At 72.0% G+C, this 12,017-nt stretch carries 9 protein-coding genes; all 9 read right to left on the reverse strand.

The annotated features are described in order from the left end of the window. Position 1 precedes the first annotated feature (1 nt). The 9 genes from ACFY6S_RS04850 to ACFY6S_RS04890 all read right to left on the reverse strand — a co-directional run bounded on the left by ACFY6S_RS04850 (position 2) and on the right by ACFY6S_RS04890 (position 12,002). Positions 2-850, reverse strand: coding sequence for a TatD family hydrolase (locus tag ACFY6S_RS04850; RefSeq protein WP_388822839.1), 849 nt, complete (start codon positions 848-850; stop codon positions 2-4). Beyond that, a complete protein-coding gene (locus ACFY6S_RS04855) occupies positions 850-1,494 on the reverse strand; it encodes an EboA domain-containing protein (protein ID WP_388822841.1) in 645 nt (214 codons plus the stop codon). Before ACFY6S_RS04855 ends, ACFY6S_RS04850 begins: the two co-directional genes overlap by 1 nt. Next, complete coding sequence (locus ACFY6S_RS04860; protein ID WP_388822843.1) at positions 1,491-2,336, reverse strand: sugar phosphate isomerase/epimerase family protein; 846 nt, start codon at positions 2,334-2,336, stop codon at positions 1,491-1,493. Before ACFY6S_RS04860 ends, ACFY6S_RS04855 begins: the two co-directional genes overlap by 4 nt. After that, positions 2,333-3,280, reverse strand: coding sequence for an SCO3242 family prenyltransferase (locus ACFY6S_RS04865; RefSeq protein ID WP_388822845.1), 948 nt, complete (start codon positions 3,278-3,280; stop codon positions 2,333-2,335). The genes ACFY6S_RS04860 and ACFY6S_RS04865 overlap by 4 nt, the downstream gene beginning before the upstream one ends. Next, complete coding sequence (locus ACFY6S_RS04870) at positions 3,277-4,479, reverse strand: inositol-3-phosphate synthase (RefSeq protein WP_388822847.1); 1,203 nt, start codon at positions 4,477-4,479, stop codon at positions 3,277-3,279. The genes ACFY6S_RS04865 and ACFY6S_RS04870 overlap by 4 nt, the downstream gene beginning before the upstream one ends. A gap of 136 nt (positions 4,480-4,615) precedes the next feature. Then, positions 4,616-8,296, reverse strand: a complete 3,681-nt coding sequence (locus ACFY6S_RS04875; RefSeq protein WP_388822849.1) for a ThuA domain-containing protein — start codon at positions 8,294-8,296, stop codon at positions 4,616-4,618. Positions 8,297-8,648: 352 nt separating this feature from the next. Next, positions 8,649-9,653 (reverse strand): sugar phosphate isomerase/epimerase family protein, encoded by a 1,005-nt coding sequence (locus ACFY6S_RS04880; protein WP_388822851.1) that lies wholly within the window; start codon positions 9,651-9,653, stop codon positions 8,649-8,651. Between the two features lie 11 nt (positions 9,654-9,664). Then, positions 9,665-10,831, reverse strand: a complete 1,167-nt coding sequence (locus tag ACFY6S_RS04885) for a Gfo/Idh/MocA family protein (RefSeq protein ID WP_388822950.1) — start codon at positions 10,829-10,831, stop codon at positions 9,665-9,667. A 130-nt stretch (positions 10,832-10,961) separates the two neighbouring features. Further along, a complete protein-coding gene (locus tag ACFY6S_RS04890; RefSeq protein WP_388822853.1) occupies positions 10,962-12,002 on the reverse strand; it encodes a substrate-binding domain-containing protein in 1,041 nt (346 codons plus the stop codon). Between the last annotated feature and the right edge of the window lie 15 nt (positions 12,003-12,017).

The following is a 12,017-nucleotide window of genomic DNA, read 5'->3' on the forward strand; positions in this document are numbered from 1 at the left end:
GTCACTCCCCGCCGCGCAGCACGGAGTTGCCCTCGTGGAGCGCTTCGGGGGCGGGGACGTCCAGCTGGAGCCGGCCGCTGAGTCCGTAGAAGGCGACGGGGTTGTGCCACAGGACCGTCTCGACGTCCTCCTCGCCGAATCCGGCCGCGAGCATCGCGTCGGCGACCTTGCGGGTCTTGAGGGGATCGCTGTTGCCCCAGTCGGCCGCCGAGTTGACGAGCACCTTCTCGGTGCCGTGCTCCTTGAGGACGGCCACCATCCGGTCCTCGTCCATCTTGGTGTCGGGGTAGATGGAGAAGCCGAGCCAACTTCCGCTCAGGGCCGCTTCCTTGACGGTCGTCTCGTTGAGGTGGTCGAGCAGGACCCGCTCGGGCGGCAGGGCGGATTCCCGTACGGCGTCGATGGTGCGGCGCAGTCCGGCGAGCTTGTCGCGGTGCGGGGTGTGGACGAGTGCGGGCAGACCGTGGTCGGCGGCGAGCTGGAGCTGGGTGGCCAGGGCGGTGTCCTCGGCCGGGGTCATGGAGTCGTAGCCGATCTCCCCGACGGCGACGACACCGTCCTTGACCAGGTAGCGGGGCAGTTCGTCCAGGACCGGCAGGCAGCGCGGGTCGTTCGCCTCCTTGGGGTTGAGGGCGAGTGTGCAGTGGTGGGCGATGCCGTACTGGGCGGCGCGGAAGGGCTCCCAGCCGAGCAGCGCGTCGAAGTAGTCGTAGAAGCTGGCGGGCGAGGTGCGGGGCTGGCCGAGCCAGAAGGACGGCTCGACCAGGGCGCGGACTCCGGAGGCGTACATCGCCCGGTAGTCGTCGGTGGTGCGGGAGGTCATGTGGATGTGGGGGTCGAAGATGCGCATCAGGACTCCTCGCCGGTGAGATGCGACGCGTGGTGCAGGTCGGCGGGTACGGGACGGCCGGCGGCGGTGCGCTCGGCCGCGAAGTCGGCGAGCATCCGGGCCAGTTCGGCGTCGCCGCGGGCGCGTCGCTCCAGACCGGCGACGGCGCCGAGGGGTACCCCGGTGAAGAGGCACTTGAGGATCGCGTGACGCCAGGCGTGGGCGTCGAGATGGGCGGCGGCGTACGGGCCGACGGCCGCGGCGATCAGCCGGGTGTCGTTGGTCCGCAGGGCGTCCTCGACGAGGGGCAGCGCCTCGGGCCCCGGTACCCGCTCCGGCAGGGCGTTCAGGACGGCCAGGCGTTCGGTGGCGGTGCCGCCCCGGTAGAGCCGGGTGAGGGTGGCGGTCCCGGCGTCGGCCGCCGCCAGCAGCCGGGCGCGTGCGGGGCCGGCCTGCTCCGGGCCGCAGTGGCGGCCCGCGGCGGCGAAGCGCAGCTCCCAGGCGGCGGCGCGGCCGTCGTCCGCGCCGCGCCCGGCCGCCGCCTCGGCCAGGGCGGTGTCGAGCCAGGCCACGGCGTCCGGGGGAGGCGGGGCGGCCGGCTCCTCGCGGGCCGGTGGGGTGCCCCGGTCCCCGCCGCCGGTGGGTGGGAGGCGCTTCGGTGTCATGTGTTCACCCCTGCCGTACGGAGGAAGTCCATGGATCTGCGGGCCATTTCGGGCCCCGCGTGCGAGTGCCGGGGCAGCTCGACCACGGTCAGGCCCTGGTAGCCGGTGGCCGCGAGCGCGTCGAGGACCGGCGGGAAGTCGATCTCGCCGTCCCCGAACGGGAGGTGCTCGTGGACTCCGCGCCGCATGTCCTCGATCTGTACGTGGCGCAGCCAGGGCGCGGCTTCCCGTACGCAGTCGGCGGGCGGCGCGGGCTCCAGGCACTGGCAGTGGCCGATGTCGAGGGTGAGGCCGAGCGGGTCGGGGTCGCCGAGGAGGTGTCTGAGTCGGTGGAAGTCGGCGAGGCGGGAGACGAGGTGGCCGGGTTCCGGCTCGATGGCCAGCGGGATGTCGGCGGTGTCCGCCGCGTCGAGTACGGGGCCCATGGCCTCTTCGAGGCGCTTCCACGCGGTGTCGGTGTCCGTGCCGGGCGGGGTGACGCCGCTGAAGCAGTGGACGGCGCCGGCGCCGAGGTCGGCGGCCACTCGGACGGCCGTGACCAGCAGGGCGGTCCGGGCGGCGCGGCCTTCGGGGTCCTGGTCCAGCAGGGTGGGGCCGTGCTTGCGGCGCGGGTCGAGCACATAGCGGGCGCCGGTCTCGACGGTGACGTCGAGTCCCAGCTCCGCCAGTCGCCGGGCGACGAGCCGGGTGCGGGCGGCCAGGTCGGGGGCGAGCGGGTCGAGATGCATGTGGTCGAGGGTCAGCCCGACCCCCTCGTAGCCGAGGTCGGCGAGGAGCGCGAGCGCGTCGTCCAGCCGCAGATCCGTGAGCCCGTTGGTGCCGTAGCCGAAACGCGGTCTCATGTCGGGCTCACTCTCCGTGCGAGGGTACGGGCCGCCGGAACCAGCCCCATGACGCCGAGCGCGATCCCGGTCGCGCCGCCGCGTGCGGCCAGGGCGGCCTGGAGCGGGATCATCGCCCGGATGCCCCCGCCGACGGCGCGCTGGGTGAGGGGCGGGGAGGGGTTGAGCGCGGCGTGCAGCAGGGGCCGTCCCGCGGTACCGGCGTAGACGGCGGCCAGGGCGGTGGTGAGGACGGAACCGGTGACGGAACGGGCGGTGGTACCGGGGGGCGTGGTGGTGGTGCCGCCCGGTGCGGGCGCCGGGGACCGCCGCCGTGCCACGGACGCGCCCAGCGCGCCCGTGACCGCGAGCGCGGCGAGCGGCGCCGCCGTCGATCCGCCCTGGGTCTCGCGCCGCGAGACGGTGGTGACGGCGACGGTGTGTGCGCCGAGCAGCGCGGCGGACGGCAGCGCGGCACGTATCCGGGCAGCCTCGGCCGCTCCCGCCGGGGCCGTCCCGTGCGCCGTGGCGGTCGCGCCCAGCAGCAGGTCGAGCGCTCTGGCGGCGCCCATCGCCGCCGGGCCCGCCGGGGTGTGCTTGAGCCACAGGTCGTAGGACCAGACGGTGGCCGCGAGGGCGGAGCCCACCGCCAGGGCGGGACGGCCAGCGCGGGCGGCGAGGGCGAGGCCCGCCGCCGTCAGACCGCCCGCAGCGGCGAGGGCGGCCGTCGGGGAGATCCGGCCCGAGGGGATCGGGCGGTGCGGGCGTTCGCGCGCGTCCTCGGCGCGGTCCGCCCAGTCGTTGAGCGCCATGCCCGCCTCGTACAGGCAGAGCGAGGCGCCCACGGCGAGCGCGGTGCCCCGGCCGGGCCGCGCGCCCACGGCCGCCGCGCCCGCCAGGGCGTCGCCCGGCACGGTGAACAGGGCGGACACCCGCAGGAGTTCGGCCCAGGCGCGGGCGTTCACCGGGCCTCCCCCACAGTCCGCGCCGCGTCTTCGCCCGGCGGCGCGGTGGCCGGCTCGGGCGCCAGCCGGCCGGCGAAGGACAGCAGCGTCTCGAACTGGTCGGAGAGCGCGGCGGAGCCGCCGTCCGGGTCCTTGAAGTAGAAGCCGAGTTCCGGCAGCGGTCCGCTCAGCCCGGCCTCGTGGGCGCGGGCCACCAGCCGGGCCAGATCGAGGACGAGCGGCGCGGCGAGCGCCGAGTCGCAGCCCTGCCAGATGGTCTGGAGGATCATGCGCGAGCCGAGGAAGCCGTCGAAGGCGATGTGGTCCCAGGCGGTCTTCCAGTCGCCGAGGGCCGGTACGTCGTCGATGTGGACCTCGCCCTCGGGCGCCGTGCCCAGGGTGTCGGCGAGGACGCGCTCCTTGCCGGCGTTCTTGGCCGCCGCCGCGGCCGGGTCGGCCAGCGCCGCTCCGTCCCCGCCGCCCAGCAGGTTCGTGCCCGACCAGGCCCGTACCGTCAGGGCGCGCTGGACGAACATGGGGGCGAGTACGGAACGGAGCAGCGTCTGGCCTGTCTTGCCGTCGCGGCCCGCGTGGGGAAGTCCGCGGGCCTCGGCGGCGGCGGTGAGCGGGCCGGTGCGCAGCCCGGTGGAAGGGGTGAAGTTGACGTACGGGCAGCCGGCGCGGACGGCCGCGGCGGCGTACAGCGAGCTGGCGGGCAGCCGGGGATCGTCGGGTGCCGGGGTGGGTTCGGTGGAGGACACGTTGACGACGACCGTGCGGGCGACGCCGGTACGCCGGGCGAAGTCGGTGAGGTCGTCGGCGAAGGAGGCGATGATCTCCTCGTCGCTCCTGGTGTCGCCGGGGTGCGGTCCGCCGGCCCTGATCTCCCGGTCGGCCGCTTCGAGTTCGGTGTGGATCGCGGCGGTGAGGCCGTGCGGCAGCACGCCGGCGGCGGTCAGCGCCTCGGCGCGTTTGGGCAGCGGGCAGCCGGCGGTGTCGTGTCCGCCGAAGACGAGGGAGGACAGGGCGGGGAGTCCGGCCACGGCGAAGGGCGGGGTCTCGGTGACCATGCCGGTCGGGGGGTGCAGTCCGGCGGTGACCGCCGCGCATCCCGCGACGGCCGTCGTGGCGACGGAGCCGCGCGCTCCGACGAACCACACTCCGGTGCGTACAGCGTTCGGTGCGCTTCTGGTCGTCGTCATGGGACCGGTCGTCGTCATGGGCTGCCTCCCTGCCGGTGTATGTAGGTACGTGCGTGGACGCGGAGGTGGATCGGTGGGGACGGCGGGCGGGGAGTACGGCGCCTCCCCGCCCGCCGCCGGCTGACGGGCCGCCCCGGGGCTTTCCTGGAAGCCTCTAGGAGGGCAGCTCCTTGAGCTGGATGTCGCGGAACGACACCTGGTCGTCGGCACCGTGGTTCTGGAGGCCGATGTGTCCGCCGGTGAGGCTGCGGGCCGGGTCGGTGTTGGTGAAGTCGTTGATCTTCACACCGTTGAGGAAGACCCGCAGCCGTTCACCCTGGACCTTGATCTCGTAGCTGTTCCACTGGCCCGGCGGGCGCAGGACCCGGTCCCTTGCCTTGATGTCGGCGGACTTGAATCCGTAGATCGCGCCGGTGGTGCGGTCGGGGGTGTCGGTGGCGTCGATCTGCACCTCGTAGCCGTTGTTCACCGCCGACCAGGGGTCGTCGGAGGGCGGGAAGCCCACGAACACACCGGAGTTGTCGTCGCCCCGCATCTTCCAGTCGAGCTTGAGCGAGTACGCCTTCAGCTCCTTGGCCTGGTACCAGAGCAGCCCCATGCCGCCCTCGGAGCGCAGCTCGCCGTCGACGACGTCGAACCTGCCGGGTCCCGCCTGCTTCCAGCCCTCCAGGGTCTTGCCGTTGAACAGGGAGCGGTAACCGGTCCTCGGCTTGCAGTCGGCCTTCACCTGGCCGGCCGCGTAGCGCAGTCCGCCCAGCAGGTGCTGCCGGAAGGGCTGGTCCGCGTAGGACTCCTTGGTGTGGCCGCCGCCGGTGTAGAAGGACCGGCCGCCCTGGTAGGTCTGGCACCAGGCGATCGGGTGATCGCCCTTCATGGTGCCGCCCTGGTAGGTGGTCTCGTCCAGGGTGGCGAGGACCCGGGCCTGCTCACGCGGGTTGGTGCGGTAGTTGTACCACTCGTCGGTGCGCTGCCACTCGTCGTCCAGGTGCTCGGTCGCCGGGTGGCTCTTGTCCTCGACCCGGACGGTCGCGTCCTGGATCGCCGGGTGGGAGTCGAAGTAGGCGCCCACCAGGCCGCCGTAGAAGGGCCATTCGTACTCGGTGTCCGCCGCGGCGTGCACGCCCATGTAGCCGCCGCCGGTGCTCACATAGTTCTCGAACGCCTTCTGCTGGTCGGAGTTGAGGACGTCACCGGTGGTGGAGAGGAACACCACGGCGTCGTACCTGGCCAGGTTGTTGGTGGTGAACTGGCCGGCCTCCTCGGTGGAGTCGACGGTGATGCCGGTGGTCTTCCCCAGCTCCTTGAGGGCGGCCACGCCCTCCGGGATCGAGTCGTGCCGGAAGCCCGCGGTCTTCGAGAAGACCAGGACCCGCTTCTCGGTCCTGCCGGGCGCGGCCGTGGATATCTTGAAGTCGTCCAGGTCGAAGAGGGCGCCGGAGCCTCCCTTGAAGACCAGGAACAGTTCGGTGGTCTTCTTCGGCACGGAGCGCAGCGGTACGTCGATGTCCTGGAAGGTCTCCCACGAGCCGGTCACCGGGACCGGCGAGGAGCCGAGCAGCTTGCCGTCGGCGGAGCCGGTGCGCACCTCCAGGAATCCGCCCGCGCCGCCGGAGGAGATCCGGGCGGTGAGGGTCTTGGACCCGGTCAGGTTGTACGGCTTGAAGGAGATCCAGTCGCCGTTGTCGATGTCGCCGACGGTCTTGCCGCCGTTGGCCGCCGCCTTCTCGATGACGTTGATGCCGGCGGAGTTGGTGAAGTGCTCGGCCTGCCGGTGGCGCGGCTGGAGCTGGGCCTGGCCGTGGCTGGTGAGCGGGGCCTGGCCGCCGCCTCCGCCGTCGGTGTATTCGGCGTCGATCACTCCGAAGATGTTGGCGTTGGGGTCGTGCTCGGTGTCGGCGGGTGCGGTGATCGTGCCTTCGCAGCCGTTGGTGGAGGTGATCGGGTGGCCGTGGTTGTCATGGCCGAGGATGTAGCGGACGACGACCTTGGAGCAGTCGATGGTGCCGTCCTCGGGGTCGGTGACCTTCACCTTGAAGGGGACCTTGTCGCCGAAGTTGAACAGCGTCCCGTCGGCGGGCAGTTCGAGGGTCACCTTGGGTGCGGTGTTGCCGACGACCACGCGTACGGATGCCGTGGCGGTGCGTTCGGTGGGGTCGGTGACCGTCAGCCGGGCCGTGTAGGTGCCGTTCTTCTTGTACTTGTACACGGGGTCGGCCTCGGTGGAGGTCCCGCCGTCGCCGAAGTCCCAGGCGTAGTCGAGCGGGTCGCCGTCGGGGTCCGAGGTGCCGGCCGACGAGAAGGTCACCTTCAGCGGGGCCGTACCGGAGGTCTTGTTCGCGGCGGCCACCGCGATGGGCGATTTGCCGCCGGTGGCGTTCTCGATGCGGTAGAGCGCGGAGTGCTCGTCGCCGCCGAACCAGGACAGCCCGTAGTCGAGGACGTAGAGCGCGCCGTCCGGGCCGAACTCCATGTCCATGACCTGGGTGCCGGACCACGGGAACGGGTTGATGGTGCCGACCGTCCCGTCGTCGGACTGCTCGATGCGCTTGATCCACTGGCGGCCGAACTCGCCCGCGAAGAAGTCGCCGTCGTACGCCTCGGGGAACTTCACCGGGGAGTCCAGATCGGCGTCGTAGCGGTAGACCGGGCCTGCCATCGGGGACTCGGAGCCGGTGCCGAACTCGGGCACACTGCCGCCGTCGTAGTCGATCCAGGCCGGCTGGGCGGGCGGCAGGTCGGTGAGTCCGGTGTTGTTGGGCGAGGTGTTCTTCGGGGCCGCGCAGTCGAAGGCGGCGCCGGACGCCTTGGTGGCGAAGTCGTAGTCGATGAACGGCTCGTTCTTGCCGACGCAGTAGGGCCAGCCGAAGTTCCCGGCCTCGGTGACCCGGGCGAACTCCACCATTCCGGCCGGTCCCCTGGTCGGGGAGGCGGCGCCGGCGTCGGGGCCGTAGTCACCGACGTAGACGACACCGGTCTGCTGGTCGACGGAGATCCGGAAGGGGTTGCGGAACCCCATCGCGTAGATCTCGGGGCGGGTCTTCGCGGTGCCCGGTGCGAAGAGGTTGCCCTCGGGGACGGTGTACGAGCCGTCCTCGGCGACCTTGATGCGCAGTACCTTGCCGCGCAGGTCGTTGGTGTTGCCGGAGCTGCGCTGGGCGTCGAACGCGGGGTTGCGGTCGGGGCGTTCGTCGAGCGGGCTGTATCCGTCGGAGGCGAACGGGTTGGTGTCGTCGCCGGTCGACAGGTAGAGGTTGCCGTCCGCGTCGAAGGCGATGTCGCCGCCGACGTGGCAGCAGGTGCCGCGCGAGGTGGCGACGTCCAGGACCTTCTTCTCGCTGCCCTTGTCGAGGGTGAAGTCCTCGTTCAGCGTGAAGCGGGAGAGCCGGTTGTAGCCGTCGAAGGGGGCGAAGTCGGCGGCGGTCCCGTTCTCGGGGGCGTCACCGGGCGGGGTGTCGAGCGGCGGGGCGTAGAAGAGGTAGACGGCCCGGTTCTCGGCGAAGTCCGGGTCGACCCCGACGCCCTGGAGGCCCTCCTCGTCGTGACTGTAGACGTCGAGGCGGCCGGCCACCGTGGTGTCGCCGCCGGCGTCGGTGATGCGCAGGGTGCCGTCGCGCGAGGTGTGCAGCACCCGGCGGTCCGGCAGCACGGCGAGCGACATCGGCTCGCCCACCTCGTCGGCGCCCTTGGCGAGGGTGACCTGCTGGAAGCTCTCCTCCGAGGGCGCGGGGGCCGGGTCGTGGGCGGTGGCGGGCACGGCTCCGAGGCTCGATCCCACGAGCACGGCGCCCGTCAGGAGTGCGAGGAGGGATCTGGCTCTGGGGCGGTTTCTGGGCACGAAAGTCCTCCACAGTGGGCTGTTCGTACGTGCGGGTTGCCGCGCCGGAAGGGCGGTGCGCGTCCCGCGCCCGGCCTCCGGGTGGCTGTGTCACCGACGTGCGCCGTCACATCGGAGAGCGACTCTGTTGCGGTGTCGGCCGGTGGTGTCCCGCACCGGCCATGTCCTGTACACCTCAAAGGACCGTAGCCGGGTTCGTCCCGGACCGAAAGACCTTGCGCGGGGGTTAAGTTGAACTTTCCCCAGGCTCAGGACAAAGAGGTGCGCCCGGACACCGGACGGGCGGCGTCCCCGCCCGTCCGGTGTCCGGCCCCGCGTCCGGGCCGGTCAGGTCCGGCCCGGACGCGAAGTGCTACCGGTCGCCGCCGAACGCCGCGTCGAAGGACGCCGACGGCGGGTCGAAGTCGAAGCGCTTGAGATGGGCGAGCGCCTCCGGCGCCCCGGCCAGCCGGTCCATGCCCGCGTCCTCCCACTCGACCGAGACGGGACCCGCGTAACCGATCGACCGCAGCATCCGGAAGACGTCCTCCCAGGGCACGTCGCCGTGCCCGGCGGAGACGAAGTCCCAGCCGCGCCTGGGCTCCCCCCAGGGCAGATGGGAGCCGAGCCGCCCGTTGCGCCCGTCGAGGCGCTTACGGGCCTCCTTGCAGTCGACGTGGTAGATCCGGTCCCGGAAGTCGTAGAGGAACGCCACCGGGTCGAGGTCCTGCCAGACGAAGTGGCTCGGGTCGAAGTTCAGCCCGAAAGCGGGCCGGTGGCCGACCGCCTCCAGGGCGCGGTGCGTGGTCCAGTAGTCGTAGGCGATCTCGCTCGGATGGACCTCGTGGGCGAAGCGCACCCCCTCGGCGTCGAAGACGTCCAGGATCGGGTTCCAGCGCTCCGCGAAGTCCTCGTACCCCCGGTCGATCATGCCGGGCGGCACCGGCGGGAACATCGCGACCAGATGCCAGATCGAGGAGCCGGTGAAGCCGATGACGGTGTCGACGCCGAAGGCGGCGGCGGCCCGCGCGGTGTCCTTGATCCGGGCGGCGGCGCGCTGCCTGACCCCCTCGGCCTCACCGTCGCCCCAGATCCCGGCGGGCAGGATGCCCTGGTGGCGCTCGTCGATGGGGTGGTCGCAGACGGCCTGTCCCACCAGGTGGTTGGAGATCGCCCAGCACTTGAGCCCGTACTTGTCGAGCAGTTGGTGCCGGCCTTCCAGGTAGGCCGGGTCGGCGAGGGCCTTGTCGACCTCGAAGTGGTCTCCCCAGCAGGCGAGTTCCAGTCCGTCGTAACCGAAGTCACGGGCGAGCCGGCACACCTCCTCCAGGGGAAGGTCGGCCCACTGGCCGGTGAAGAGGGTGAAGGGACGGGGCATACGGCTTCCTCCTAGGCAGGGATTCCCGACGGGGGCGGTACGGGCGTGTACACGGCGTTCTTCGCCGCGCTCTCCTCCACGGCGGCCAGCACCCGCTGCACCTGGAGCCCGTCGGCGAAGGACGGTGCCGGGTCGGACCCCGCCGCGATCGCCGTCACCAGATCGCGCGCCTGGTGGACGAAGGTGTGCTCGTACCCGAGCCCGTGCCCCGGCGGCCACCACGCCTCCAGATAGGGGTGTTCCGGCTCGGTGACCAGAATCCGGCGGAAGCCGGCCGAGGCCGCCGGTTCGGCGTGGTCGTGGAACGACAGCTCGTTGAGCCGCTCCAGGTCGAAGGAGAGCGAACCGCGCTCACCGTTGATCTCCAGGGACAGCGCGTTCTTGCGCCCCGAGGCCATCCGGGTGGCCTCGAAGGAGGCCAGCGCGCCCGAGGCGAGCCGGCCGGTGAACACCGCCGCGTCGTCCACCGTCACCGGGCCGTACTCGCTGCCCGCGGCTCCCGACAGCCCGGCGCCCGGCCCGCCGAGGACCGGCCGCTCGCGGACGAAGGTCTCCGAGAGGGCCGAGACCCCGGCCAGCGGCTCCCCGGTGAGGAACTGCGCGAGGTCGACGATGTGCGCCCCCAGGTCGCCCAGCGCCCCCGACCCGGCGCGCTCCCGGTCGAGCCGCCAGGTCAGCGGGGCCAGCGGATCGGCCAGCCAGTCCTGGAGGTAGGTGATCCGGACATGGCGCAGGGTGCCGAGCCGGCCGTCCTCGATCAGCTTCCTGGCGTACGAGACGGCCGGCACCCGGCGGTAGTTGAAGCCCACCATGGACAGCTGCCCGCGGGCCCGGCCCGCCTCCGCCGCCCTCACCATCGCCTCGGCCTCGGCGACCGAGTTGGCGAGCGGCTTCTCGCACAGGACGTGCTTGCCCGCCTCCAGCGCGGCGATGGCGATCTCCGCGTGACTGTCCCCCGGGGTGCAGATGTCGACCACCTGCACATCGTCGCGCTCGATCAGCCGCCGCCAGTCGGTCTCGGCCGCGGCCCAGCCGTGTTTCGCTGCCGCGGCCCGGACGGACGCCCGGTCACGGCCGCAGACCGCGGCGAGTACGGGCCGCAGCGGCAGGTCGAAGACGTGTCCGGCGGTGCGCCAGCCCTGTGAGTGGGCGGCGCCCATGAACGCGTATCCGACCATGCCGATGCCGAGTGCGGGCGGCGGACCGGCTTCCTGCTCCGACGCTTCCGTGGGACTGGGGGTCATCCGGATAACTCCTCGTCATCTCGCACAGTGGGGACAGCTGGGCCGCTGGTCCGGCCGGGGCCGGTCAGCGGAAACCCGTGGGGAGGTACTGGTCGACGTTGCCCTTGTCCACCACCGCCGAGTAGAGCGTGACCTGGGCGGGGATCTCCAGCTCAGCGAGGCCGCTGATGCCCTTGGACTGGCCGAGGGCGCGGGCCAGGTCGATGGCGGACGCGGCCATGGTCGGCGGATAGAGGACGGTCGCCTTGAGCACACTGTTGTCGGCCTTGATGACGTCCATCGCCGCCTTGGCCCCGGCGCCGCCGACCATCAGGAAGTCGTCGCGGCCCGCCTGCTGGATGGCGCGCAGCGCGCCCACGCCCTGGTCGTCGTCGTGGTTCCACAGGGCGTCGAAGGAGCGCTGAGCCTGGAGCAGCTGCGCCATCTTGGCCTGGCCGGACTCGACGGTGAAGTCGGCGGCCTGCCGGGCGACCTTCTTGATGTTCGGGTAGTTCTTCAGCGCGTCGTCGAAGCCCTTGGAGCGCTGCTGGGTCAGCTCCAGACCGTCGATCCCCGCCAGCTCGACGACCTTGGCGTCCTTCTTGTCCTTGAGCAGCCGGCCGATGTAGTTGCCGGCGCTGACGCCCATGCCGTAGTTGTCGCCGCCGATGTAGGCGCGGAACGCCTGCGGGTCGGAGAAGATCCGGTCCAGGTTGATGACCGGGATTCCGGCGCGCATGGCCTTCAGCCCGACCTGGGTGAGCGCCTTGCCGTCGGCGGGCAGGATCACCAGGACGTCGACCTTCTTGTTGATCAGCGTCTCGACCTGGCCGATCTGCGCGGCGATGTCGTTGGAGCCCTCGGTGATGTCCAGCGTCACGTCCGCGTACGACTTCGCCCGCGACTTGGCCTGCTCGTTGATCGCGTTCAGCCAGCCGTGGTCGGCCTGGGGGCCGGCGAAGCCGATGGTGACGGGCTTGCCGGGCTTGTCGCCCGAGGCGGCCGGCCCGCTGTTCGTGGCGGGCTCCTGCTTCGAGGGTTCGTTGCTGGTGCAGGCGGTGAGGAGGGCACCGGCGGAGACGGCGGCGGTGCCGAAAAGAAGTCCTCTGCGACTGGTTTCTGGCATGGCGGTTCAACCCTT

Source organism: Streptomyces sp. NPDC012835 (assembly GCF_042900885.1).
GTDB lineage: Bacteria > Actinomycetota > Actinomycetes > Streptomycetales > Streptomycetaceae > Streptomyces.